Annotated in this window: 25 protein-coding genes; 8 read left to right on the forward strand and 17 right to left on the reverse strand. The window is 62.9% G+C overall.

The window, feature by feature from the left end; genetic code table 11:
* Window positions 1-41: 41 nt before the first annotated feature.
* A complete protein-coding gene (gene miaB / locus Pla111_RS07675; protein WP_146573021.1) occupies window positions 42-1,472 on the forward strand; it encodes a tRNA (N6-isopentenyl adenosine(37)-C2)-methylthiotransferase MiaB in 1,431 nt (476 codons plus the stop codon).
* Between the two features lie 235 nt (window positions 1,473-1,707).
* A complete protein-coding gene (glnE, locus tag Pla111_RS07680) occupies window positions 1,708-4,800 on the forward strand; it encodes a bifunctional [glutamate--ammonia ligase]-adenylyl-L-tyrosine phosphorylase/[glutamate--ammonia-ligase] adenylyltransferase (RefSeq protein ID WP_146573022.1) in 3,093 nt (1,030 codons plus the stop codon).
* A gap of 45 nt (window positions 4,801-4,845) precedes the next feature.
* Here glnE and Pla111_RS07685 read toward each other — a convergent pair whose 3' ends face one another.
* Entirely contained in the window at window positions 4,846-5,169 is a 324-nt protein-coding gene (locus tag Pla111_RS07685) for a P-II family nitrogen regulator (protein WP_146573025.1), read from the reverse strand.
* Between the two features lie 217 nt (window positions 5,170-5,386).
* On the opposite strand from Pla111_RS07685, the gene Pla111_RS07690 reads away from it, so the two are divergent.
* The 4 genes from Pla111_RS07690 (at window position 5,387) to Pla111_RS07705 (ending at window position 7,969) form a co-directional block, all read left to right on the forward strand.
* Complete coding sequence (locus Pla111_RS07690) at window positions 5,387-5,647, forward strand: hypothetical protein (protein ID WP_146573027.1); 261 nt, start codon at window positions 5,387-5,389, stop codon at window positions 5,645-5,647.
* Window positions 5,648-5,710: 63 nt separating this feature from the next.
* Window positions 5,711-6,487, forward strand: coding sequence for a VIT1/CCC1 transporter family protein (locus Pla111_RS07695; protein WP_146573029.1), 777 nt, complete (start codon window positions 5,711-5,713; stop codon window positions 6,485-6,487).
* Window positions 6,488-6,557: 70 nt separating this feature from the next.
* On the forward strand, window positions 6,558-7,367 hold the full coding sequence (locus tag Pla111_RS07700; RefSeq protein ID WP_146573031.1) for a thymidylate synthase: 810 nt from the start codon (window positions 6,558-6,560) through the stop codon (window positions 7,365-7,367).
* A 77-nt stretch (window positions 7,368-7,444) separates the two neighbouring features.
* Window positions 7,445-7,969, forward strand: coding sequence for a dihydrofolate reductase (locus tag Pla111_RS07705; RefSeq protein ID WP_146573033.1), 525 nt, complete (start codon window positions 7,445-7,447; stop codon window positions 7,967-7,969).
* Window positions 7,970-8,011: 42 nt separating this feature from the next.
* Here the strand turns inward: Pla111_RS07705 and epmA are convergent, their stop codons facing one another.
* From epmA to efp, 4 genes are all read right to left on the reverse strand, one after another.
* Window positions 8,012-8,938 carry an EF-P lysine aminoacylase EpmA gene (gene epmA, locus Pla111_RS07710; protein ID WP_197524856.1) on the reverse strand — a complete coding sequence of 309 codons (927 nt, stop codon included), beginning with the start codon at window positions 8,936-8,938 and terminating at the stop codon, window positions 8,012-8,014.
* Between the two features lie 5 nt (window positions 8,939-8,943).
* Complete coding sequence (locus tag Pla111_RS07715) at window positions 8,944-10,902, reverse strand: M48 family metallopeptidase (protein WP_146573037.1); 1,959 nt, start codon at window positions 10,900-10,902, stop codon at window positions 8,944-8,946.
* Window positions 10,903-11,025: 123 nt separating this feature from the next.
* Window positions 11,026-11,634 (reverse strand): LemA family protein, encoded by a 609-nt coding sequence (locus tag Pla111_RS07720; RefSeq protein WP_146573039.1) that lies wholly within the window; start codon window positions 11,632-11,634, stop codon window positions 11,026-11,028.
* A 59-nt stretch (window positions 11,635-11,693) separates the two neighbouring features.
* Window positions 11,694-12,278: an elongation factor P gene (gene efp / locus Pla111_RS07725; protein WP_231930820.1), complete on the reverse strand. Its 585-nt coding sequence runs from the start codon at window positions 12,276-12,278 to the stop codon at window positions 11,694-11,696.
* A gap of 137 nt (window positions 12,279-12,415) precedes the next feature.
* Between efp and epmB the strand changes: the two genes are divergently transcribed.
* Together epmB and rlmN are read left to right on the forward strand one after the other, a co-directional pair.
* On the forward strand, window positions 12,416-13,471 hold the full coding sequence (epmB, locus tag Pla111_RS07730; protein ID WP_146573043.1) for an EF-P beta-lysylation protein EpmB: 1,056 nt from the start codon (window positions 12,416-12,418) through the stop codon (window positions 13,469-13,471).
* 11 nt (window positions 13,472-13,482) lie between these two features.
* Window positions 13,483-14,604, forward strand: coding sequence for a 23S rRNA (adenine(2503)-C(2))-methyltransferase RlmN (rlmN, locus tag Pla111_RS07735; protein ID WP_146573046.1), 1,122 nt, complete (start codon window positions 13,483-13,485; stop codon window positions 14,602-14,604).
* Between the two features lie 25 nt (window positions 14,605-14,629).
* Here rlmN and Pla111_RS07740 read toward each other — a convergent pair whose 3' ends face one another.
* The 12 genes from Pla111_RS07740 to Pla111_RS07795 form a co-directional block, all read right to left on the reverse strand.
* On the reverse strand, window positions 14,630-15,280 hold the full coding sequence (locus Pla111_RS07740) for a hypothetical protein (protein ID WP_146573047.1): 651 nt from the start codon (window positions 15,278-15,280) through the stop codon (window positions 14,630-14,632).
* Complete coding sequence (locus Pla111_RS07745) at window positions 15,277-15,495, reverse strand: hypothetical protein (RefSeq protein WP_146573049.1); 219 nt, start codon at window positions 15,493-15,495, stop codon at window positions 15,277-15,279. Before Pla111_RS07745 ends, Pla111_RS07740 begins: the two co-directional genes overlap by 4 nt.
* Entirely contained in the window at window positions 15,495-15,890 is a 396-nt protein-coding gene (locus Pla111_RS07750; protein ID WP_146573051.1) for a hypothetical protein, read from the reverse strand. Before Pla111_RS07750 ends, Pla111_RS07745 begins: the two co-directional genes overlap by 1 nt.
* Window positions 15,887-16,681: a LamG-like jellyroll fold domain-containing protein gene (locus tag Pla111_RS07755; RefSeq protein WP_146573053.1), complete on the reverse strand. Its 795-nt coding sequence runs from the start codon at window positions 16,679-16,681 to the stop codon at window positions 15,887-15,889. Before Pla111_RS07755 ends, Pla111_RS07750 begins: the two co-directional genes overlap by 4 nt.
* Complete coding sequence (locus Pla111_RS07760; protein ID WP_146573055.1) at window positions 16,681-17,184, reverse strand: hypothetical protein; 504 nt, start codon at window positions 17,182-17,184, stop codon at window positions 16,681-16,683. The genes Pla111_RS07755 and Pla111_RS07760 overlap by 1 nt, the downstream gene beginning before the upstream one ends.
* Before the next feature lie 154 nt (window positions 17,185-17,338).
* Complete coding sequence (locus tag Pla111_RS07765) at window positions 17,339-18,541, reverse strand: phage major capsid protein (RefSeq protein ID WP_146573057.1); 1,203 nt, start codon at window positions 18,539-18,541, stop codon at window positions 17,339-17,341.
* A gap of 31 nt (window positions 18,542-18,572) precedes the next feature.
* Window positions 18,573-19,004, reverse strand: a complete 432-nt coding sequence (locus Pla111_RS07770) for a hypothetical protein (RefSeq protein WP_146573059.1) — start codon at window positions 19,002-19,004, stop codon at window positions 18,573-18,575.
* Window positions 19,005-19,113: 109 nt separating this feature from the next.
* Window positions 19,114-20,022 carry a hypothetical protein gene (locus tag Pla111_RS07775; protein ID WP_146573061.1) on the reverse strand — a complete coding sequence of 303 codons (909 nt, stop codon included), beginning with the start codon at window positions 20,020-20,022 and terminating at the stop codon, window positions 19,114-19,116.
* Between the two features lie 158 nt (window positions 20,023-20,180).
* Window positions 20,181-20,387 carry a hypothetical protein gene (locus tag Pla111_RS07780; protein ID WP_146573063.1) on the reverse strand — a complete coding sequence of 69 codons (207 nt, stop codon included), beginning with the start codon at window positions 20,385-20,387 and terminating at the stop codon, window positions 20,181-20,183.
* Between the two features lie 67 nt (window positions 20,388-20,454).
* Window positions 20,455-21,858 (reverse strand): phage portal protein, encoded by a 1,404-nt coding sequence (locus Pla111_RS07785; protein ID WP_146573065.1) that lies wholly within the window; start codon window positions 21,856-21,858, stop codon window positions 20,455-20,457.
* A 26-nt stretch (window positions 21,859-21,884) separates the two neighbouring features.
* A complete protein-coding gene (locus tag Pla111_RS07790; RefSeq protein ID WP_197524857.1) occupies window positions 21,885-23,456 on the reverse strand; it encodes a phage terminase large subunit family protein in 1,572 nt (523 codons plus the stop codon).
* Entirely contained in the window at window positions 23,449-23,973 is a 525-nt protein-coding gene (locus tag Pla111_RS07795; protein ID WP_146573069.1) for a hypothetical protein, read from the reverse strand. The genes Pla111_RS07790 and Pla111_RS07795 overlap by 8 nt, the downstream gene beginning before the upstream one ends.
* Window positions 23,974-24,013: the final 40 nt, after the last annotated feature.

A 24,013-nucleotide genomic window follows, 5' to 3' on the forward strand; every position in this document is an offset into this window, starting at 1 on the left:
GCGAACGAACCCCGCCACGTGCTAACGAACAAAGATGAGACATGAAGAAGCTGTACATCGAAACCGTCGGCTGCCAGATGAACCTGCTCGACTCAGAGCTGGTCGTCGCGAGCCTGCGTAAAGAAGGTTACGAGCTAACCAACTCGACCGCCGACGCCGATACGGTGCTGTTCAACACGTGCAGTGTCCGCCAACACGCCGAGGACAAGATCTACTCGGCCCTGGGCCGATTGAAGGATGCCAAGAAGCAGATGCCGAACAAAGTGATCGGCGTCATGGGCTGCATGGCCCAGAAGGATCAGCGGCTCATCTTTCAACGAGCGCCGTACGTTGACATCGTCGTCGGGCCTGGGCAGCTGCATCAGATTCCACGGCTGGTGCGCGAGGCACGTGAGAATCCGAATCAGCAGCAACTCGAGGTCTCGCTCGGCCGCAAAGACGGTGCCGTCGAGACCATCAAACGGAGCCACGAGTCGTTCGACCCGCTGCGCGACCCGACGATGCGCCCGACGCCGTTCCAGGCCTATGTGCGGATCCAGATCGGTTGCGACAAGTTCTGTACCTACTGCATCGTGCCGAGCGTACGGGGCCCCGAGCAGAGCCGCCCGGGCAGCCAGATCGTCGCCGAAGTCCAGCAACTCGCCGACGAGGGCTGCAAAGAGGTGACCCTGCTGGGCCAAACGGTCAACAGCTGGCGCCACACCGAGGGTGACCGCACGTGGCGGTTTAGCGATCTGTTGCACGCCGTACACGAAGTCGCGGGGATCGAACGGATCAAGTTCGTAACGAGCTACCCCAAGGACATGACGGACGACGTCCTCGCCGCAGTGCGCGACCTGCCCAAGTGCGTCAAGTACCTGCACGTGCCTGCCCAGCACGGTAGCGACACCCAGCTTGCACGCATGAAGCGCGGCTACACGATCGCCGACTATCGTGAGATGCACGACCGCGCGAAAAAGTGGATGCCCAACGTAGCGATCACCAGCGACTTTATCGTCGGCTTCTCGGGCGAGTCCGAGGAAGATTTCCAACAGACCATGGATCTGGTGCGTGAGTGCCGTTTCAAGAACAGCTTTATCTTCAAGTACAGCGAGCGCCCCGGCACCAAGTCGGCCGATCACTTGCCGGACGATATCCCCGACGAGGTTAAGCGGCGCCGTAACAACGAGCTACTCGCCCTGCAGAACCAGATTAGCGAAGAAGACAACCAGCGTTTCCTGGGACAGCGTGTGCAGGTGCTGATCGAAGGCCCCAGCAAAAAGGCTGACCCCAATGCCGCGGGGCCGCTCCAGCTCACAGGCCGCACCCTGTGCGACCGGATCGTGGTGTTCGAGGGCAATCGCCGGCAGGTCGGCCAGACGCTGCCCGTCGCCATCTACGACGCCAACGCCCACACTTTGTTTGGGGCCGTGGTGACCGATCACGTGGGCCCCGAGGTGTTTTCCCTCGCCGGGGTGTCGAGCGCGGAATAAGTTCTCCCTCGCCGAAGTGTCAGCGAGACAGCGATCCACCGCGCAAGTGACGACTCAAGAACGCCATTAAAAAGCCGGCTTGCTTACGCGGAAGCGGGCCTTGGCGCTCGCCGATAGGTTTCGGGCGGTGTAAGATTAAGGACACTGTGGGTGGCGACTAGGCGGCGTGCCCCGGTGATTAATCATTGTCAAGCTTGCTTCTCGACTCTTCGGCTCGCTGCTCGCCGCCTGAACTATGGCCGCTTCGCCAACCGCTTCTTTGGCCTCCGACACGTGGTCGCGCATCGCCGCGGCAGGCGTTCCGGACGACCTGATCAGCGTCATGCGGGCCCAGTTCGATGCTTCAGCCCCACGGCTGTCCGACGCGCCGATGGCGCTCCGCAATCTGGAGCGGTTTCTCACCGCGGCGCGGAACCCGCTTTCTACCTCAGCGCTCTTTGAACGCGATGCCGAGGCGCTGCCGAGCCTGTTGCAGCTGCTCTCGACCAGCCAGTATCTGGCCGACCTGCTGGTGCGTGACCAAGAGTGTTACGACCTGATCCGCATGACCGAGGGGAGCCCGGTCGCGCGTGACACGCTGGTCGATGAGCTGGTGAGCGAGGTTGAGCGTCTAGAAACCGAAACGGCGGTCTCGGCCGCGTTGCGTCGCGCAAAGCAGCGCGAGACGATCCGGATCGCCTACGGCGACATCGTCCGCAACCAGCCGGTCGCGGTGGTGGCGCGCCAGGTGTCGCTCCTTGCCGACGCGATCCTCGAAGCGGGCGTCGCGTTTCTGCAACGCCATCTCGAGCCGCGCTTTGGTGTGCCCCGGCGGCGTGATGGCGAGCGGGCCCGGTTCTGCGTGCTCGCGCTAGGAAAACTCGGCGGCGTCGAGCTCAACTACTCGAGCGATATCGATCTCATCTTTTTGTACGAAGAAGACGGACACACCGACCACGCCCGCAATCCCACCAACCGCGAGTACTTTGATCGCCTGTCGCGCGACCTGGTGAAGCTCGTTGGCGAGAAGACCGATCGCGGTTCGTGCTATCGGATCGATTTGCGTCTGAGGCCCGAGGGCGCACGGGGGCCGATCTGCTCGGCGCGCGACAGCATGCTGGCCTACTACGACACAAAGGGCCGGACCTGGGAACGTCAAGCTTTCATCAAGGCTCGGCCCGCAGCCGGCGACCGCGCGCTCGGTAGTGAATTGCTCGCCAGCCTCGAGCCCTGGATCTACCGGCGCTATCTGAGCCTGGCCGACATCGCGGGCATCAAGTCGCTCAAGCGGCGGATCGAGCAGCGAACGCACGCGGCCGGAGCGAGCCAACGCGACGTCAAGAGCGGCAACGGCGGTCTCCGCGATATCGAGTTCGTTCTACAGTTCCTGCAGCTGCTCAACGGCGGAGCCCTGCCCGAGGTCCGTACCGGCACCACGCTCGACGCGATCGAGCGTCTCGAGCGCGCGGGCTGCATCACGCCCCAAGAGCGCGCGCTGCTGGCAGAAAACTATGAGTTCCTCCGTCGGTTGGAGCACCGCCTCCAGATCTTGTTTGACCTGCAGACCCATACCCTGCCAGAAGCGGACGACGAGCAGCGCAAGGTGGCCGTGCGGATGGGCTTTCTCGATACGGCCGGATCGAGTGCTCTGAAAGCTTTTCAAACCGACCTGACCAGACGGACCGAACTCAACCGGCGTGTGCTGGATCACCTTTTGCACGAAGCGTTTCCCGACGCGGCCGACGCTGAGCCTGAGGTCGACCTGGTCAACGACCCCGAACCGCGCCCCGAGCAGATTGCGGCCGTGCTCGGTCGGTATCCGTTCCGGGATCAGGCGGGGGCGTACGTTAATTTGATGTCGCTTGCGACTGAGCGGATCCGCTTCCTCTCGACGCGACGTTGTCGGCATTTTTTGGCTTCCATCGCGCCCCGGCTGCTAACCGCGATCGCCCAGACGCCCGAGCCCGACGCAACGCTGATCTCGCTCAGCCGCGTTAGCGACTCCCTGGGCGGCAAGGCGGCGTTGTGGGAGCTGTTCAGCGCGAACCACGCGTCGCTCAATCTTTATGTGACGCTCTGCGCGGCGTGCCCCTATTTGTCCGAATTGCTGGTCAGTAATCCGGGTATGATCGACGAGCTGATGGACAGCTTGCTGGTGGGCCGCATGCCGACGCTCGAGACTCTCGAAGCATCGCTCGACGAACTAACCCGCGGCGCGGAAGACCTCGACCCCATCCTGCACAGCTTCAAGCACGCGCAGCACTTGCGGGTAGGCGTTCGCGACATCCTCGGCAAAGACGACATCCGCGACACCCACGCCGCCTTGGCCGACACGGCTGAGACCTGTTTGCGGGCGATCGCGGAGCACGAGTACGAAGAGCTGGTCGATAAACACGGCGAGCCGACCCTCGACGAGCCGCCCGAAGACGCCGACGAAGACGCCCACCAAGCGCTGTCCGGCCGTGGCGGCCAGCCCTGCAGTTTGGTGGTGCTGGCGCTCGGCAAGCTCGGCGGGCGCGAGCCGAACTACCACAGCGACCTCGACCTGATTTTTCTGTACGAAGGAGAAGGGACCACCAAGCCCCGCCGCCGCACACGCCGCAGCTACACCACCACGGGGGGCCACTTTTTTGGAGAGCTGGGGCAACGCATTATCACGGTCGCGAATCGCCTCGGGCCGTTCGGTCGGCTGTATGAGGTGGATGCACGGCTGCGCCCGACCGGCAAGAGTGGCACCCTCGCGGTGACGATCGACGCGTTTCGGGCGTACTTCGCCAGCGGTGCCGGTCAGCTCTGGGAGCGCCAAGCGCTCTGCAAAGCTCGCGCGATCTACGGCGATCCCGCGGCCTGCGAGCGTGCTATGGCGATCGTCGAGCGAGCGACCTTCGAGCCAGAGTGGAACCCCGCCAACGCGGACACGATCCGCGAGATGCGTGGCCGCCTGGAAGATTCTGCCAGCCCGCTGAACCTCAAACGGGGTGCCGGCGGAACCGTCGATACCGAGTTCTTGGTGCAGATGCTGCAACTGCGTCACGGAAGAGAGGATCTCAGCGTGCGCGTTCCCGGCACACTGGACGCGCTAGAAGCACTCGAGCGCGGGGGCTACCTCTCGGCCGCCGATGGCACGTTCTTCCGCGAAGCCTACCGCTTGCTGCGCAACGTTGAAGCCCGCATCCGGCTGATGAATTCAGCAGGCCGACACGAGTTTCCGACCGACGAGGCCGACCTCGCCAAGCTGGCGTTCTTGATGGGCTGCCCGACTTTCGCAGAGCTGCGTGACCGTGTTCTGGCGACGCTTGCCGAGTCGCGGCAGCGATTCGATCGGCTGTTTGCCGCGGCGGCTCGCTAGTGCGTGTCGCACGTATGCCGAGCATTGGCGGCGATCAATAGCGTGCTAGTCTTCCGAGGCCAGCGCCGCATCGACGGCGGTCGCCGGCAGGACCAAGATCTTGCCGTCTCCCATCCGTCCCGTCCGCGCGACTTCGATAATTCGCTCGACTACCTCATCGACGCGGGGGTCATCGACCATCAGGTTCAGCTCGACTTTGGGCAGGAAGCCCTCCGAGTACTCGCTGTCGGTGTACTGGTCGAGATAGCTCTTCTGCTTGCCGACCCCTTTGACCTCGGTGACCCACATGGCTTCCAGCGGCGCACGCCGCAGCGCTTCGAGCACCCGCTCGACCAGAAAAGGCTTCACGACGGCAACAATCTGCTTCATGATGGCGAACGGGCACGGGGTCAGCGATGGCTCAGCGACACGGCGATGCTCCCCTGATTGTAGCAACCGATCGGGCAACAACCGATCGAGGCCGGCTCCCCTGCAAAGCGGAACCCCGGGGGCGGGGGGAGAGTCCCCTCGCCGGAATTAGGCCCGGCAGGTAGTCTCGATAGGACCCCATTTCACACCTTTTCGACCCGACGGAAACCCTACCGCGATGGACCGCCAGTTCTCCAAAAACGTGCAGCGGAAGATCCGCGACTTTTACGACAACCGCGAGGCGGTGGGCCTGCAACGGCTGCAAGAGCTTGTCACCGAGCTGTATCTGGCCGAAGGCAAGAAACGCGAGAAGACCTGGGGCATGATCGAGGCGGCTCTCAAGAAAACCGGCATGAAAGAAGACCGGATCGCGCACCTGCGCCAGCAGGACGATCCGCAGCTGCTGGCCAAGGTCGTTGCCGAACTCATGGCCCAGTAGCCGTTGCGGACCCCCGCGCGATTCGCGCACTTCTCTCCAAGCGGCGACAACCCGAGGTGCCCGATGGAACCTGCCGGCCCCACATCGACTCGCGAGTTCCGCGCGCTTGTTGCTGACCATCATCCCGACGCGGTGCGCGAACGGCTCGACCTGGGCGCGCAGCATAGCTACCTGAAAGACTTCATCTACGGCGCGATTGATGGTGCCGTAACGACATTCGCGGTGGTTTCGGGCGTGGCGGGAGCCGGCCTCTCACCGGGAATCGTCATTGTGCTGGGCACCGCGAACCTTGTGGGCGACGGCTTCAGCATGGCCGCGGGCAACTTCCTGGGCACGCGCGCCGAGGAACAGCTGCGTGCCAAAGCACGCCGCACCGAAGAGGCGCACATCGCCCATCACCCAGAAGGCGAGCGCGAAGAGATCCGCCAGATTTTTTCCGCCAAAGGTTTTACCGGCGACGATCTCGAAAGAATCGTCGAGGTCATCACCAGCGATGAGCAGCAGTGGGTCGATACCATGATCCGCGAAGAGCACGGGCTGCCCTTGAGCGGGCCGTCGCCCTGGCGGGCAGCGGTAACCACCTTTGTGGCTTTTTTCCTGGTCGGCTTGCTGCCCTTGCTGCCGTTTATTGTCGACTTTTTGGCGCCGGCGGCGATCGAATCGCCTTTCGGCCTCAGCACGCTTTTGACGGCGATCGCCTTCTTTGGGATCGGTGCCGCCAAGGGCCGGCTGGTCTCAGAGCACTGGGCCCTGGCGGGGGGGGAAACGCTCGCGGTTGGCGGCGCAGCGGCGGGACTGGCTTACGGCGTAGGCGTGCTGCTCAAGAACGTGGTTGGCTAGACCCACTCTCCCCCGCGCCCCAAAAAACTCGGCGCTTGGCGGCAGCACCACAGGCGTTAGGATGGATGCCATGCACCAGTACCTGGATCTCCTCCGCTTTGTCCACGAACACGGCGTCGCCAAGCACGACCGCACCGGCACCGGCACACGCAGCGTGTTCGGCTACCAGATGCGGTTTGACCTGCGCAAAGGCTTCCCGCTCGTCACGACCAAGAAACTGCACCTCAAGTCGATCCTGCACGAGCTGCTCTGGTTCATCGCGGGCGGAACCAACACGGCCTATCTGAACGAGCACGGCGTCACCATCTGGGACGAGTGGGCCGACGAAGACGGCGATCTCGGGCCGATCTACGGCAAGCAGTGGCGGTCGTGGCGCGTCGCGGGAGAAGATGGCCACGGCGAGCGCACAATCGACCAGCTCGCCGAGGTGATCGATGAGATCCGCGGTGAGCCCGACAGCCGGCGGCTGATCGTTAGCGCGTGGAACGTTGCCGACCTACCCGATATGGCGCTCCCGCCGTGCCACCTACTGTTCCAGTTTTACGTAGCCGATGGCCGCTTGAGCTGCCAGCTCTACCAGCGCTCGGCCGATGTGTTTCTCGGCGTGCCGTTCAACATCGCCAGCTACGCCCTGCTGACGATGATGATGGCTCAGGTCACCGGGCTCCAACCGGGTGAGTTCATCCACACCCTGGGCGACGCCCACCTGTACGAGAACCATCTGGAGCAGGCACAGATCCAGCTCGCTCGCGAGCCGCGACCGCTTCCCAAGATCCTCATCGATCCGTCGATCACCGCGATCGACGATTTCCGCTACGAGCACTTCACGCTCGAGGGATACGACCCCCACCCGCACATCAAGGCACCGGTGGCGGTGTGAGCGGCCCAACGACACCTCCCGGTAACGTCCGCCCGCACGATGCCAACCTCGCGAGAGATGGCAAACCCCGGCCGCGGTTGGAGATTGTCGTCGCGGCAAGCGTCAACGGCGTGATCGGCCGCGAGGGTGACCTGCCCTGGCGACTGCCCGCCGATCTGGCACAGTTCAAGCGGCTGACGATGGGCCACGCGCTCATCATGGGCCGCAAAACCTACGCCTCGATCGGCCGGCCACTCCCCGGTCGGACATCGATCGTTCTGAGCCGTTCGCAGGATTACAATCCGGGACACGCCGGCGTCTTTGTCACGCAAGAGCTTCACGACGCGGTGAGGATCGCTTCGGCAATCGAGGACGTCAGCCACGAACGCGTCTTCGTCATCGGCGGCGGCCAGATCTATCGGCTTGCCCTTCCGCTGGTCGATCGCGTGCATCTCACACGGGTCGAGACCACCGTCGCCGGCGATGCGACCTTCCCGACGCTCGACCCCGCCGCTTGGCAACTCACCGCTGCCCAGCGACACGAAGCCGACGAGAAGAACGAGTGCGCGTTCACCTTCGAAACCTGGGAGCGGGTCGCTCAGCCAGACGGGTCGGCCGAATAGCCGCCTGAGGATCATCGGATCGCCACCGCGGCCGCGGCACGCTTATGAATCGGCGAACGCCACCACTTCGGTGATCTCACGCGCTTCCACGGCCACCATGGCGAGCCGGTCGAACCCGAGAGCCACCCCTGTACACGCCGGCAGCCGGCCCTTCGCCATCGCGCTCAACAATCGCTCCGGCAGGGGGAGCGATGACGATCCCTGTAAGACGCGGCGACGGTTCACTTCTTCAAGCCGCGTGCGGAGCACGACTTCGTCCGTCAGCTCGTCGTAACCGTTCGCCAGCTCGATGCCCCGCAGGTAAAGCTCAAAACGCTCGGCGACCTCAACACCGTGCCCGTCGAGGGCGGTGCGCGCCAACGCTGCCTGGGTCGCCGGATAGTGGTACAGCAGCTCGGGGCCTGACGCTCCCAAACCCGCCTCGATCGCCAGCGATAGCAGCGCGTTCAGCACGTCATCCCGATCCCAGCTGGCGAGTTCCGCTTCGTCCGGATGGCCGAGCAGCGGTGCCGCCAGCGTGCAGAGCTGTTCGATCGGAACAGTGTGCGGATCGATCGCGAGCGTCCGCTGGAACGCCTCGCGATAGCTCGTGCGTTTTGCCGCCGGCAAGCCCAGCAGCGATTGTAAAAGCTCGTCCAGCAGCGCCATGCCGGCCGCCAGATCGTCTCCCGGGCGATACCACTCCACAATCGTGAACTCAGGGCGATGCAGCGGACCGCGTTCAAACCCGCGGAAGGAGCGAGTGATCTCGAATAAGGCACCAGCCCCCGCACAGAGCAGACGCTTGTGATGCAGTTCGGGCGAGGCTTGCAGGAAGTGCAAACCATCAGCCAGAGCGATCGGCTCGATATGCTGCTCGGGAATCACTTCGCTTGAAGCGAGGGGCGTTTCGACTTCGAGAAAGCCGCGCTCAACGAAAAATCGGCGTAACTCCGCCAGCAGCCGCGCCCGGCGGCGGAGATTCTCCAAGGGGATCACGCGCGCACCACGGTTTCGGCGGGCAGCGGCTGTCCGGCCAGCAGGGGAGGCATCGGACAATCGAGCAAGTCCGACACGCCGCGTAGCAACTCGGCCTCAGCGACCGACACTTCTTGATCGGCACAGATCACTGCCGCCGCGGCATCGATCAGCCTGCCGCGCTCATTCTCGGGCGTTTGCGCGATCTGTTCGAGTGCCTCGCGAAACCGGTCCAGCGAAACTTCCGTCCGGGGGGGCAGCCGCAAGGGCACTCCGCCGAGTTTGGCCCCTCCCGCGGCGAAGGCGTCCTCGGCGCGACTCGCGTGGGCGAGTGTCGCAAGCACCATCGAAACGGCCGGTCCCAGCTCTGCCAAAGAGTTCCAACGCAGCCGCGGCGAGCGCACCCGTTCAAACTTAGGGCGTAAGTGCCGCAGCAAGATCTGAGAGAGGGTCCACTCGAACAAACCGATCCGATTGTCCGCGGCTACCAGCGCCCGCACGACGCGGGTGAAGCGTTGGTACTGCGGGGGCGACAGCGCAGCCAACGCCGGCAACAACAGATCAATCAGCGGCAACCGGAGCCGGGCGTCGAGTTCCGCACACTCGGGGGCCAGCCGACGCACGACACCAACAACTCGCGGATCGGCCATCTCGGCGAGCAGGCCACTCTGATCCTTACGGACCACCGGATCGCGATCCAGCAACAAGGCATACACTACCGCCCGAGCGGCAAAGGGTTCGCGCGTTGCCGCGAGGACCGACGCCGGGATCGCGGCCAGCAGCTGCTCCGCATACCGGCGATGCGACTCCTCGGGATCACCAACCTGATTGGCGGCGTTGGCAACCACCCCCACCGGAACCGCCGCCGTCGTACCGGCGAGACCGACGGTACCGGCAGCCTCGAACGGGATCGAAGCGGGGAGTTTCGACGCCACGAACACACCGTCCCAGGCCGGATCGAGAGCGCGGATCCGTTTGTCCAGCGGCGGGTGCGTCGCCATGAGCGACGAGAAGCCTTCCCAGACGCCTTGCGTGAAGTACATGTGGCTCAGTTCCGCGGCTCGAGGGTGCTTGATCCGACCCCCTCCGATCGCCGCTCCAATCCGCTTCAGTGCTCCGGCAATACCGCCGGGGTTACGCGTAAACTGCACGGCCGAGGCATCGGCCAGGTACTCACGCTGCCGCGAGACAGCCGCCTTGATCAGTCCGCCGACAAAGCTGCCGATTGATCCGATCACGATCAGCGCGACGCCGATCGCCAACACAACGATCACCGCAGCGCCACCCCGCCCCGAGTTGTCATCTCCCGAACGGCGTGAGTCATAAGTCGCGCCCGAATTGAAGATGATCCGCACGACAATCTGCCCGATCAGCCCCAGCAACAGCACGCCGTGCAGGATACCAATCATGCGGATGCTCATCCGCATATCGCCATTGAGAATATGGCTGAACTCGTGAGCGATCACGCCCTGCAACTCGTCGCGCGTGAGGCCTTCGGCACAGCCGCGTGTAACGCCGATCACCGCGTCGCTGGGCGAGTAACCCGCGGCGAAGGCGTTGATACCCCGTTCTTCGATAAGAAACACGGGGGGCGAGGGGGTCCCCGAGGCGATCGCCATCTCGTCGGTCACATTCAGCAACCGGCGTTCAAGCGGATCGCGTGTGTCGGGCGAGAGGCGTTTGCCTCCTAGGCTCTCGGCAACGCCCGTGCCGCCAGTCGCGCGCAGCGCGACGACTTTATAGAGCGATCCCAGGCCGATGAGGCCCGCGGCCCCGGTCGCCGCGCCGATCGGGGCCTGCCAGGGGAAGGGCTCGCCCGCGAGCTTCATGGCCCCGTCGTAGTGCAAACTCGTCAGCAGCGTCGTCACACCGAAGACGGCCGCTGCGATTCCCACCAGGGCAATCAAGAAACCACCGATCAACCACGCCGTGGTCCGGCGTGCGTCTGCCTGCCGTTGAAAAAAGTCGGTGGCCATTTGCGATGCCGAGCGTCGGATAGCGGGCTCCCTTCGCCCCGGTCATTTAGCCGCGCGCCAACCTCTAAGCCTTGCGCGCGGCACCCCTTGCCGCCGGCGTGTGCCGAAACCTCACCACGATGGCTAGAAGCTTACTTTGGGGGCTTCGTTGATCACGGCGTCGTCAAAATCTAGCAACTCGGCATCGGCACCGTGACCAAGCAGGCCGGCGAAAAAGATCGGCGGGAAAGTCTGCTTGTACGTGTTGTACTCGGTCACGTGATCGTTGTACGCCTGCCGAGCGAACGCCACCTTGTTCTCGGTCGAGGTCAGTTCTTCGGTCAGCTGGGCCATGTTCTCGTTGGCCTTCAGGTCGGGATAGGCTTCCGACACTGCGAACAGACGCCCCAAGACCCCGCCCAGCCCCTGCTCGGCCTGCGCGAGATTGGCCATCGCGGTGGCATCACCCGGTGCTGCCGATGCCGCTTTCAACGCGCCTACCGCTTGGTTGCGGGCGGAGATGACCGCTTCGAGCGTTTCGCGCTCGTGGCCCATGTAACCCTTAGCCACTTCAACCAGATTGGGAATCAGGTCGTAGCGCCGCTGGAGCTGGACCTCGATCTGCGAAAAAGCGTTCTGGAAGCGATTCTTAAGGGTCACAAGGCGGTTGTAGACGCCTACCCCATAGAAGAAGAGCAGCAGCGCCACGCCACCGAGGGCTAGCACCGCGATCAGCACAGGACCGAGAACCATGGCATTATCTCCGATCGGGAAAAGTTGAGGGGGATTGGCCTCAGCGGCCATCCCGTGGCTTAGACCTCGCCCTCGGGCGCGTTCGTCCGCTCGATGTACTCACCGGTGCGCGTATCAACGCGCAGCCAATCTCCCTCATTGATAAAGGCCGGGGCGAGAATGTCGGAGCCCGTTTCGAGGGTCACAGGCTTCTGCACTCCGGTGGCGGTGTTGCCCTTCGGAGCCGGCTCCGCTTGCACGACCTTGAGCACAACGTGATTCGGTGCCGAGACCGCAATCGGCAGGTCGTTGAAAGTCATCACCTGGCAGTCCATGTTCTCCTTCAGGAACCGGGCGACGTCTCCCACCTGCTCGGCGTTGAGTTCGTACTGTTCGTAGTCTTGGTTGTTCATGAATACGAAGCCTTCGCCCTGCCTGTAAAGATATTGGGCGGTGAACTCCATAATGTCTGCTTCTTCCAGTGTCTGGCCCGCCCGATAGGTACGGTCAACCACTGTGTTGCGTATCAGATTCTTGAGCTTGCACTCGTAAAGAGCGGTGCCCTTTCCGGGTTTGCGAAAGTTCATTTCCGTACACAGGAACGGGATCCCGTCGATCTGGACCTTCATTCCTTTGCGGAAATCGCTCGTGCTAATAGTACCCACGGGCGGTTCTCTTCTTGTAGTAGTAGTCGTGTAGGAAAGGGGACAGGCGGTTAAGCTAAGCGGGATCAGCATCCGGTCGTTCGGCAGGTTCCCGAACTGGAGATGCTGTTTCACTGCAAGCCCACCGCCCGCGATCGATGACGAGTTTATCCCAGCGGCGCGAGGCTGTCCGCCCCCAATCGGCCCAGCTCGCGGATCTCGATCGGTCCTCGCCGACTCCCGAAGCCGCTTGGCAAACGGATCTCCGCCACGCAATCCGCGATCCGGCCGAGTTATACCGGCATCTGGAGCTACCGGCACCCTTGCCCCGGGCGGCCAATCTCAGCCACTTTCCGCTAATCGCCCCCCTCCCCTTTGTGGGGCGGATCAGGCCGGGTGACCCCCACGATCCGCTCCTAAAGCAAATCTGGCCCGACGAGGCAGAAGCCGCCTGGGTCCCCGGGTTCGGTACCGACCCGGTGGGAGATAGCGCCGCAACCCGCGTCCCTGGTCTCCTCCAAAAATACCATGGTCGGGCGCTGCTGATCGCCGCACGGGCCTGTGCCATCCACTGCCGTTACTGTTTCCGCCGTGAATTCCCCTACCAAGACCAGCCCGCCGGACGCCTCGGTTGGGAAGAGCCGCTGGAACAACTCCGCAACGACCCAAGCCTCTCCGAGGTGATTCTCAGCGGCGGTGACCCCCTGATGTTGGTTGATCCGCTGCTAGGTGCCCTGCTGGACCAGCTTGAGGCGATCCCCCACCTCCGCCGGCTCCGGATCCACACCCGGCTACCGATCGTGATCCCCAATCGGGTCACAAAGGCCCTGCAACAGCGGCTCGCCGCATCGCGATTTACCAAGGTAATCGTCGTCCATATCAATCACGCCCATGAGATCGACGACGCGGTCGGGCACGCCTTATCCGGTCTAATCGCCGCCGGCGCGTTACTGTTAAATCAGTCGGTATTGCTCAAGGGCGTTAATGACTCGGTTGCGGCCCTCGCGGCCCTGAGCGATCGGCTGATCGAGAACCGCGTCGCGCCGTACTATCTTCATGAGCTTGACCGCGTCACCGGGGCAGCTCACTTTGAAGCCTCGGCCGGTCGGGGCGTTCAGCTCATCCGCGAACTCCGCCAGCAACTTCCCGGCTACGCAATCCCCCGACTCGTCCGCGAAGAGGCGGGCCAACCTCACAAGACACCGCTCGCTTAAGCCGTCCCCGCATGCCCTCTCTACCCCTGAGCATTGTCCGCCCGACAGCCAGCACGCCTTCGATCTACGAAGATAAAGCGGTCGAGCAGGCGCGCCGCGTCCTCCGGTTTGATCCGGGACTCGTCCGCCGGCTGCGGACCGCGCTGTTTAAGCACAACCGCTCACCGAGCGACGCGCTGCTCACGCTGCCGGTTCAGCTTCGACGCCAGTTCAGCAGCCAGATCGCGTTGACGGCGTTGACACTTTGCGAACGCTTCGATTCGGGCATCGACGGTGCCTCGAAACTAATCTTCAAGACCGCTGAGGGCTACGCGATCGAATCCGTGCTGCTCCGTGCGGCCACCGGTCGCGTTGCGCTGTGCGTATCAAGCCAGATCGGCTGTGCCGCCAAGTGCGACTTCTGCGCCACGGGACGCATGGGAATGGCGCACGACCTGAGCGCCGCGGAGATCCTCGATCAGGTGGCCCAAGCAAATCGGCAGCTCTCGGCCGAGGGGCGACGGGTTCGCAATCTCGTCTTCATGGGAATGGGCGAACCTCTACACAATGAGCAGTCGGTTTCAGAGGCCCTCGATTTTTTGACTTCCGCACAGGGATTTCATCACCCGCACTCCCGCATACTCCTCAGCACCGTTGGCGTAGCCGACGCTCTGGAGCGAATGGCCGAACGATTTCCTCGGGTCAACTACGCCATTAGTCTGCATGCCGCTGACCAAGCGGTGCGCGAACGAATCATCCCCCTCGCTAAGCGATATCCCCTGCACGATCTTCGCGGAACCGTCTCAAGGCTCAATGCCTTGCAATCCGACCGAACGACCGTGATGCTCGAGTACCTGATGCTGGCGGGCATTAATGATGCCCCCGAAGATGCTGACCGCCTGATCGAGTGGTCACGAACGCTCCGGGTGCATCTGAACCTAATCCCCTACAATCCTGTTGATGACGCGCCGCATCTGGTTGGCTCCGATCGGGCAACGATCGAGCGCTTTGGCGAGCGGCTCAAGGCGGCCGGATTGCCCACCACGATCCGCTACTCGATGGGCCGCGACGTTGACGCCGCTTGCGGCCAACTCGTCCGCCGCGAGAACCGCGCCCTCGCCCGATCAACTGCCATGGCGTCGGCGCTCGCCTGACCAGTTAAATAACCTGACGAGTCAACTAAACCGTCACCACGCTTAAGGCCGTCACACTGGGCAGCGTACCCGGAGCCGGATCCGATACCGCGTCAATGAGTTGGTAGACCTCCCCACGCGGTGTGACCACCCGCTGTTGTGGACCCGCTGTGATCCGCTCCGCGAAGGTGATCCGCACCCGCTCTCTCGCGGCAGAAGGGTCCTCTGCGGGGATGTCCGCGGCAAGCACCTCGATGACCGCCGAAACCGCAAGTCGATCAGGCTGCCAATCGACGATTTCTGGTCCTTCTACCCCGGTCTGCCAAACCGGACCATCAAGCCGCACCCAACAGGCTTGAGCGCTGCAAAGGCGAGTGCTCCGCGCTTCGCAGACAAACCGTGTCGCCGCCCGCAACCGCTTGACTCGCCGCAGTGTCCAGCACGCCCCCGCGCCATCGATCAACCGATCGCCGACCATTGGTTCGCGTTCTCCGGCAATCGCCGGAAGATGCCAGATCGCATCGCTGCGGAGCACCGCGTCAGCTCGCTCGCCGATCGGAGCCTCACTCTCGACGAATCGCCAAGCACGGGGATAGTCGATCACCTGATCGCAGCCTTCGCGCACAACACGGACCGGTTCCAGCGCGTCGAGCACCCTGGTGAAGTCTTCTTCGGCATTCCAATCGGCGACATTCATCTGGTGTTCCCCCCGCTGGTAACCAATTCATAGGGATCGTCATCGTTGAGCTTCTGGTCGCACCAATCGACCGTCCGCTGGAGCGACTCGACGTACTGCTCCCAGTGAACCCGCTGACCATCGATCCAGTAAGTCGGTTTCGTATTGGCGCGCACTTCTTGAATCTGGCCCAACGTGAGCTGCTTGATCGCTTCAATCTGTTCTCGGTCGGTCATCACAGGGCCCTCACTAGGAAACGCATCACCACTGGCTGACCAACGTAGGGGGTCAGCACGTATCGCACCTCATAGCCTCGTCCGGCCACCGGAAACGCGAGGTTCGTTAGCACATCGATCTCGTGACGGAAGTTGAATCCGATTGCATCGACCGACCACTCGCCGGATGTTTGTAGCGTTGACAGCAGCACGTCTGCGGGGGTTAAGCTGACCGACATATGGCCGGTCACTCCCTGCGTCTGTCCATCACAACCCGAGCGCTCTCGAACGGTATAGACAACCGTACTGATCTCGCCCGGAACAATCGGTGAACCGTCGGTGTGCGTCACGCGGGCCAACAGCACAGCGCTCGCACCTTCAAACACAACTCCCTCGATCTCTTTAACTCCCGTCATGCTTCTCCCCCTGCTGCAAGAGTACCGATCAGTCCGGCTGCTGATCCCGCCACCGTCGCCTCGCCCGTCGCGACTCCCCCGCGCGTCACTGTTCCGGCGTCGGTCCATGCCGGACGAAGCGGCCGCCGTCGACACCGTGCCAGCGCAAGTTCTTCTTGGCCCAAGCTTGGTGAATGCCGTGTAACCGTCGGCACTCCCACTTCGGTCAGCGGTGGACCGCGATCATCTGCTGCCACACCCCGCACCTCCGCGCGGTAGAGAACCAAACTTTCGCGTCGGCTCCACAATCGATCGGGCCGCAACCCCTTGGCCAACAGACCCAACTCCCAGGGCTCGAGTGCCGCGGACCAGATCGCCACCTCGGCAAGGTCGCCCTGAAAGTTCGGGATCGGAGTCGGCCGTACTAGTGCGCCAAGGCTCACCGTATCGATCGCAACCGGTACCGTTTCCGATTTCACCAGCACGGAACCCAGCGCACCGTCCTGTGCCGCGACCGACTCGGTCGTTGAGTAATAAACCCCCGCTGCGTGACACCATTCACCCAGCGAAAAGCTGCCTGGTGCGTAGGCCAGTAAGAACGCCGAGTCGCGGACCACCGCCGCCACCCGATTCTCCGCGCGGATCCCCAGCTGAAAATAATCGTCGTTCAAGCTCGAATTGCTCAGCGAGATCAGGGTCGTCGAGAGGCTCGCCTGTGCGCGAAACCAGCAGGCCATCGTCAGCGGCGGGCTGGTTGGAAGCGCGGCAATCGGCCCTGTCCGATAGCTCGCTCCATTCAGGCCGATCGCCATTACGCTTCCTCCCGCAGCTCGAGCGCCACGAATTCGGCGTCGCCGTTCATCGTGTCCTCCACCGCCGAACCGAGGCGCCGTACTCGCAGGCGGATCCCTTCACCGCCAACTAAGCCGGTCGTAGCCACTCCCGGCAACGTCAGTTCGATAAGCTGAAGCTGCCCCGATACCGCTGGAGCGGTTGAGGTCATGAGCACCTCGGTGCCAAAAGCGTCGCTATCGAGATCATGCGGAGAGCCACTACCAACAAAGGCTCGTCGCTCGAGGGCGATCCCCCAGCGGACTTGGCCGGCAGTCGCAACGGTTGCCGACCATGCCATCCGCAGCAACAACGATCCGCCCGCGTAATGCGCTGGCATCACGCCTTGGAAATCGACGGCTTCCTCCGCCGCATCGGTAAAGTCTAGAACCGGTTGACCGTTTCTCAGATCAAGTCGAGCGCCACTAGCGAGCGGAAACCCCGCCATCGCGCCCCCGGTCAGCAGCGTGTCGCCCGCCGCCATCGGATCCTCCTCTCGGATAAGTAGTGCGCCGCACTCGCAATGGCGGTGCTTAAAAATGTTGGGGCCGCGGGAACCGCGCACTGGCAGCGGTATTTCCCACAGGCCTTGCCGACGTCTTCCCGCGGCCCCAATCATGCCTCGGACTCGGTAAGCATCAGCCAAAGCACTTAACAACGAAACGCGGGTTGAGCACCGCCGCCGCCCCACGCTCACTCGCCTTGAAACGCAGCACGATGTCGTTGGTGAAGTCCGCTTCGCTACCCAAGGGGGCCTGCGTCACGGTGATCGGCCAGTTCTCCATGTACGCGAACGCGCGCTTGAAGTCGCCGAGGAACCACAGTTTCTTCGCATCCGCCGCGCCGAGGCCCGAGGCAATCGCCCGGCGATAAGCCAACCGACTCTCTTCCACCCGGTAGTTGCCAAGCGGGTTCGCAGCGATCGTCGTTGTCGAACCGCTTGCGGGCGTGTAGTTGATCTCTGCCGCGTTAAACGTACGATGCGCTGCGTGCCGATACGCCGGCATCACAAGCGCCGTCGTACTCTTAACCAGCACCGGCTCACCGGTAGCAGGATCAAGGATCTCGGCGAGAACCTGCTCAGCCCGGTCGACGCTCGTCCAGTCGACAAGCTCGTTGCCCGTCAGCACATTCACCCACGGACCGGCTGCCTGATACGTGTCGTACGAAACCCCCGCCTGCTTGTAGGGATTGGTCACGCCAAGGATCACGTCGAGCAAGCGCTTCTCCTTGTTGAGGCCCAGCACCTCACCAACCTCTGCCGCACGCGAAAGGATCAGATTCGTGCGGTCAAAGAAAATCGCTTCGCGCGTTACCGGCACGATAAAGCCGTGCTTCATCGTCGAAGGGGTTTCGATGTACTCTTCATCGAAACCGAGGCTGGGGAAAGGCATCCCGGGAGCCACTTCGTCAAGCTGATCCGCGATCCGCGTTACGCCCGGAATCTTCTCGCCATCCAGCCGTGTCGGGATCGTCTCCACCAACCGCGAGGCGACAAAGACCTCCGATTCGTAAGACGCAAGAATGCGATTGTGGATGATTTGGCCGGCGATCTGCTGGAAGGCCGACGCATCGACCCCCTCGGACGACTCACTCAAGCTTGTCGATCCGCTCCGCGGATCCAGAGACCGTACCCACGCCTGGCCGTCGGGGATCAGTGCCTCGGCCAGATCGCGGATGCTGAAGTCTTCGGGGCGCAGATCCCCGCCGCTGAGGGCCTCGCTTAAATGCTGTGTCGTCTTCTCACGACCGTCAAGGTCGTAACGCCGCTTCAATTCTCGATAGTTCACCAGGGGCACGATAACCTTCTCCGTTTTATGGCTGGAGGAATGAGGCCGCATCGGTCGACGCGGCCCGAGACACTTCGTCGCGTCAGGCAACTTCCTGCGGACCACCGCGCGTCGTTGTGCCGACAACGTCGACCAAAACGCGGGACGAGGCCGGATCGACGCGCTGCGCACACCGTCCGATCGCTTCTTGAACGCTGGCAACCGTGCCAACTTTCTGATCCTCAAGGGCGTCGCCACCCGCGTTCTCCGCAACGCCTACCAGTTGGCCCAGCGGACGCACCGCCGCGTCACCAGAAAACTCGAAGACACCCGTCGTCGCGATCCGGATCGAACCGGCGCGCCCCGCTGGCGAGGCCTGCATCGCAACCCCCACAAACGCATCGTGGAACACCGCCTGATTCGCGGTTGCTGTACCCGCGTCGGCTGCCGCCGAGGCCGGCTTGACCGTCGATCCCTCGAGGTACAGCAGGTCTCCAATCTCGATCACCACGTCGCTCTGGACGGGATGCGTCACGGGGTTCGTATCCCCGTATCGCCATCGCATATGATTCGCCATGTCGCTCTTCACTCCGCATTAAAAGGAAACTCACAAACCGCCCTACACGGACCGCGTCAGCCTTCGTCTAACGACCCGTCACCGCCGCCACGAATCCGGCGACCCCCTCAACCCTTTGCTTGCCTGGGCCCCCTAGCGGCTCGGCCTCGCGGCTCTCGCACGTCGGCCGCACGACCAAGCGTTCTTGCAATGCCCGCATAAGCTCGGCCCGATCCGCGATCAAAGCCCGCACCGTGTCCTCGTCGGTCGCCGCTTCGAGGGACGCCAGCAACCGATCGTCCACTCCCAATTCGGTAGCACCGCCGAGCCCGTTCTCCTCAAGCACTCGGCGCACCAGTTCCGCTCTTCGCAACGCAGCCACCTCCTCGCGCAGAGCGTCTAGCTCTTCATGGGGGCTGCTCGTGGGCGTCGGCGTTGCCGAGTTGGCTAGCGATTCTGTCTGTTCAAACAGGCCCGACGTTGTTGCCGGATCAGCGACAAGATCCACGCTATGAACCCGTGCGATCGCCTCGACAACCAATTGCTCTCCCTCGCGTCGGGTCCGGGCCGCAACGTTGTGCGAAAGACCAACGTTCTCGGGTGCGTGTTCCGCATCCCATGCCAACTGCTCGGCGAGGGCGTGGCGGGGGTTGTAGTGGAGGTCGCCAAACAGCCCCTCTCCCGTCCTTAACGAAACATTGCGAATCATGCCCAAGCGGTCCCGATAATCCCGCGCTGCGAGCGGGTTGCCGCTGGGGTGGTTCACATTGACCTTCGCCCCGTCGTACAAGTGCATCGCCGATCGCAGCGCTTCCTCGCGATAGACACGCCCGTTGCGCGATTGCAGACCGAGCAGCTTCACTCCCCGCAACACCCCCCGCCGCGGATCAGCCGCCAAACGCTGCCCTGCTGAATCCACGTACTCTTGAACCATCTGGGATAGCGCTGGCTCAGCGGCTATCGGAGCGGCCGAGGCCGCGTTCTTCGCTTGCTGCATGGATCGTGACTCCAGAAACGAAAAGAGCCCTTCTCTCCCGGCTAGCGGGCAAAGAAGGGCTCGAGGAAGGACGCCCACCGGTCGCGGTGACCAGAGGCTCGGCTCGATGCCGATCAGGTAATTTCAGTGGCGAAACGCATCGCGCTCCGCCCGTCCGCTCACTTCAGCAGACGATCGGTTGTCATCCGCACCTGCTGCACGTGGCCACTCTGCACGCTCAGAGTAAGCGTCATCGTGCCGTAAAAATCTTCACGCGAAGACTCTTGCATGAGCCGCCAAAAAGCGGCCTCGGCTTGCTGGGCTTTGCCCCTCCGCCTGGCATTTAGGGGGGCGTTAGCAGCGACGGTACCGGCGTTCTGTGTCATAGGCGTATTATAAACAGATGTACTTGTGTACCCTAATTCAATTCTTGGCCAGCGCGCGGATTTGTCGTTACGCTCCCGGTAGGGCAGCGTTCGCCGACTTTTCGTGCATCCGACGATTGAGCTGCTCTTGCTCGTAGTCAAAGCCCAACCGCTGGCTCCACGTTTGCGGCGAGAGAACTCCCTTCTCGTAAGCGATCCGATCGATCTGTGTCTCTTGCAAGCGATCACGCACCCGCAGGGTCGGCGGCTCGACCTGCAGCTGCACATGGGTCAAGCAAAGCTCGGACAGCCGCCCCGCTCGCACCGCGTTCCGCAGCACCACCCGTAGCAGCTTGCGATCGTCGGCAATCATCGACGCTTGCAATCGGGAGAACATCTTCACCGCCGGTCCCTCCGCGACCATCGTCGAGGCGTAGCTGGCATTCGACGCGTCGGAAGTGAACATGAACTCGGGCATCACCAGTCGCGCCGCGATCGCGCGCAGCTCAGCTTGCAGGATGGTCACATACGACCCCGCATCAATGCCGGTTGTCGGGAACTGGTAATCAAGCCCCGCCGGGGCGTCGAGGATCGTTCCCGGTCCGTACTGGGTGACACGCTTCACACGGTTGTAGCGATCCGTACTCTCCGCGGTGGAGGCATCTGCCACAAAGCGTTCCACTCCGCTCCGCGTTGCGTTGCGATGTTTTCGGATGAGCGCGATTGCCGTCTGGATCTCGGCCAGCACACTCATGTTCCGCAGTAATCGATCCGCTCGGCGCAGATTGCCGCGCACGGCTGTGTAGAGCGGTAAGCCCCGCTTAACATTGCGGTCCACATTGGATTTACGATGCTGAACCTGATCCGCCTCTAACAGGGTGCCATCGACAAAGTAGCCACGCACGGTCTCGACATCGCGTGGGTCGGTCAGCACTCCATGGCTGGCTGCCGGATCGAGTGCCCGATCGTTCGGTGTGGCCACCTGCTCGGGGTCAATAAACCGAACGGCTGTCCTCCCGTCTGCGCTCGCGAACCAGCGCAAGAAAACTTCGCCATCGCGGTCCATTCGCCGAACGATTTCCTGCTGTCGCGCGTGCCAATCGTTCTCTTCCATGAACTCATCGATCACCTCCTGCACGTGCTGCGCATGCTCTTCAGGACCAGCCGATCCTTTGCGTACGCTGGCCTGATAGAGGTGACCTGTCCCCACAAGGTAGCTGATGCGGTTCTCGTGTCCGTTGATAGCGAATTCGTTTTCGATCGCCAGCCGACGGCACTCTGTACGCAGCTGTTCAAGTTGCGGCGGTGTGAACGCGGCCGACGACCCCGCACCTCGACCATTCAATGTGCTCCAAAGCTCTTCGCCATCGCCCGCAAACGCCTCGTGAGGATCAACAAACGTGCCCCACAGCTCCTCGAACGCTTCCATCACGCGCGACTCATATCGCTCGGGTGCCGATGCCTGCGCGTTCTTCTCGGTTGAATCTTTCATCGATCGCTTTAGGTTTAGGGTTTTGATCAGTTAGCTGAGGTTTCTCGGCGCCAGAGGTCTTCCGCTAAACGCAAAGCCATCTCGAGCGCGTCGGGGCCGTCGTCGTGGTCCCCGAGGGGAAAGTCACGCAGCTGGTCAAGCAGCAGCTCGGCTCCCGGAGAGCCCCTGCGAAACCGTATCCGCCGCTGCGACAGATACGGCCCCAAACGGCGGATCCGCATCGGCTTGGAGGTGTAGTTGTGCATCTCGCTTGGCACGACGCCCAGCAAGCCCTGGCGATGAAACTCTGCGATAAACTCGCCGGCCAGCAGCTGTTGCCACTGGTTCGATTCGACCCCAAACGCATCCGGTCGGAACCGCTGGCAGTGCGCCACCGCGTCCGCAACCATTTGCGGCGTCGGGCGTCGTGCCAGGTCGGCATCGACCAACAACCGACCCTGAGAGTCCACTCCTAGCATCACGATTGCCGAATAATCTCCCTGTCGGGCGTCGCGACCTTTGCTCGGATCCAGCGCGATAGTCCGTAACCGCAGGTCCGTGGGCCAATCGTCGAACCAGACCTCTTCGCCGAAGTACGCCTCCGGCCATTCGCACCGCTCAGGGTCTACAGGCGAGTTCTGCTTTTCCCGCTCGAACGCCGGTCGACCGCTCTCCACACGCATCCGCATCAGTGTGTAAAGGTCTTCCTCTTCCGGCCAAAGGACCTCCGCACCGGCGTGCATCGCCAAACGGTTTGCGTCGTAAAACCGTTTCGCCTCGGTGCCCGCATGGGGTCGATCGAGGTCACAGTACAAGGCTTCCCAACGGTCCCACAGCGCAACATTGGTTGGCCAGCTAACCACGCTGCGGAACAGCCGCGATCGCCAGCCCGCGGTGCGATGCAGCCGCATCGCTAGCGCATCGCGGTGCAGCGCGGTGGCTAGATTTACAATACTTGTACGCCGCGTGCCGGCCTTTAGCAGCGTCCCGTGAAACCAGGCGTACGACGACGATCGCTGATGCGGCGAAGCCGCCTGCACCTCATTCTCAAGGTCGTCGCAGATGATCAAGGTCGGGCGATGCGCACGGCGGCGGCGTCCGCGGATGCGTTGCCCCGTGCCATAGGCCTCGATCACGGTCCCGCCCCGCAGCTCGATGCCGCCCACCGTCCAACGCGACCCCCGCCCCACCCGCCGTGGATAGGCAGCCGCCAGTTGCTCATTTTCCAAGAGTTCGGTCTTAACGTTCTCTAGATGCGACTGTGCTTGATCCTTCGTATCGGAGACAATCCAGATATAGGGCTCGGCCCCCTCTAAGGCGGCACGCAGCACATGCGCGAGCGTGCCGATCGTGGACTTGGCACCGCCACGTGGCCCGAGCAAGTTGATCTTTGCCCCGCCGCTGGCAGGTATCTCGTCAAGCCGGTTCGCGAGCCACCGATGCATTGCCGAGGGGGGCTTCGCAAAGTGCCGGGGCAGCATCCGACGGCTCCACGAGAGCAGCCCCTCGGCCTCTTCCGCTCTTTGATTCGATACGGGTTCGCCCACAAAAGCAGATTCCACCGCACGCCGCAGTCGTCGTGTAAAACGCACGAGCGGGTCGCCATACGTTTCATTCATGGCGATCCTCCTGGTCATCCGATTCTTGATCCGCGTGATCGTCGTCGGGGCACCCCTCTTCGCCCGCGTCATCGTCAGCCGAACTCATCGGCCCCAACAACGGGTCCCGCAGCGTTTGCACAAGTTCCTCCAGCTTGTCGAGCACGCGCTGGCGATCCCCTTCGTGGCGAACTTCGGCGGCGATACCCGTGGCGATTGCGCTGAGCAGCCCCGCTAATTCACGCCGCGTGATTGCCCCGGCATCGCGACGACCAAAGCGCTCGGGAGCCAAGCGCTCCAGCCACCACACACTGGCGCGCCAGTGGCGTTCGTCCCTGGCCGCCTGCTGAATGTTCCTCATGTGCGCCAGCTCAACGCCCGCTTCGCTCCGCCGCAGGGTGGCCGCAAACCGCTCATCCTGACGAGCCAAGTCGAGCAGATCTTCGATCGTGCAGCCAACGTACTTTGCCGCGGTCTCGCGGTCGCAACCAACCGACAAAACCAGACTCGCCTCGCGTTTCTGTTGATCCGTCAGCACGCCGAGTCCCCTTGTTCAAATGAATGCGCTCTTCAACGCT

Source organism: Botrimarina hoheduenensis (assembly GCF_007859815.1).
Lineage (GTDB): Bacteria > Planctomycetota > Planctomycetia > Pirellulales > Lacipirellulaceae > Botrimarina > Botrimarina hoheduenensis.

Coding starts and splice junctions, on each gene's coding strand:
- Pla111_RS07755 (WP_146573053.1), bottom strand. CDS start 16,681: ATGGCGATCGGCCTGAATGGAGCGAGCTATCGGACAGGGCCGATTGCC.
- Pla111_RS07785 (WP_146573065.1), bottom strand. CDS start 21,858: ATGAAAGATTCAACCGAGAAGAACGCGCAGGCATCGGCACCCGAGCGA.
- Pla111_RS07690 (WP_146573027.1), top strand. CDS start 5,387: ATGGACCGCCAGTTCTCCAAAAACGTGCAGCGGAAGATCCGCGACTTT.
- Pla111_RS07780 (WP_146573063.1), bottom strand. CDS start 20,387: ATGACACAGAACGCCGGTACCGTCGCTGCTAACGCCCCCCTAAATGCC.
- Pla111_RS07760 (WP_146573055.1), bottom strand. CDS start 17,184: ATGGCGGCGGGCGACACGCTGCTGACCGGGGGCGCGATGGCGGGGTTT.
- Pla111_RS07750 (WP_146573051.1), bottom strand. CDS start 15,890: ATGACGGGAGTTAAAGAGATCGAGGGAGTTGTGTTTGAAGGTGCGAGC.
- Pla111_RS07695 (WP_146573029.1), top strand. CDS start 5,711: ATGGAACCTGCCGGCCCCACATCGACTCGCGAGTTCCGCGCGCTTGTT.
- Pla111_RS07740 (WP_146573047.1), bottom strand. CDS start 15,280: ATGAATGTCGCCGATTGGAATGCCGAAGAAGACTTCACCAGGGTGCTC.
- glnE (WP_146573022.1), top strand. CDS start 1,708: ATGGCCGCTTCGCCAACCGCTTCTTTGGCCTCCGACACGTGGTCGCGC.
- Pla111_RS07720 (WP_146573039.1), bottom strand. CDS start 11,634: ATGGTTCTCGGTCCTGTGCTGATCGCGGTGCTAGCCCTCGGTGGCGTG.
- Pla111_RS07715 (WP_146573037.1), bottom strand. CDS start 10,902: ATGGCCACCGACTTTTTTCAACGGCAGGCAGACGCACGCCGGACCACG.
- epmB (WP_146573043.1), top strand. CDS start 12,416: ATGACGAGTTTATCCCAGCGGCGCGAGGCTGTCCGCCCCCAATCGGCC.
- Pla111_RS07685 (WP_146573025.1), bottom strand. CDS start 5,169: ATGAAGCAGATTGTTGCCGTCGTGAAGCCTTTTCTGGTCGAGCGGGTG.
- Pla111_RS07765 (WP_146573057.1), bottom strand. CDS start 18,541: ATGCGGCCTCATTCCTCCAGCCATAAAACGGAGAAGGTTATCGTGCCC.
- Pla111_RS07745 (WP_146573049.1), bottom strand. CDS start 15,495: ATGACCGACCGAGAACAGATTGAAGCGATCAAGCAGCTCACGTTGGGC.
- rlmN (WP_146573046.1), top strand. CDS start 13,483: ATGCCCTCTCTACCCCTGAGCATTGTCCGCCCGACAGCCAGCACGCCT.
- Pla111_RS07700 (WP_146573031.1), top strand. CDS start 6,558: ATGCACCAGTACCTGGATCTCCTCCGCTTTGTCCACGAACACGGCGTC.
- Pla111_RS07775 (WP_146573061.1), bottom strand. CDS start 20,022: ATGCAGCAAGCGAAGAACGCGGCCTCGGCCGCTCCGATAGCCGCTGAG.
- Pla111_RS07790 (WP_197524857.1), bottom strand. CDS start 23,456: ATGAATGAAACGTATGGCGACCCGCTCGTGCGTTTTACACGACGACTG.
- miaB (WP_146573021.1), top strand. CDS start 42: ATGAAGAAGCTGTACATCGAAACCGTCGGCTGCCAGATGAACCTGCTC.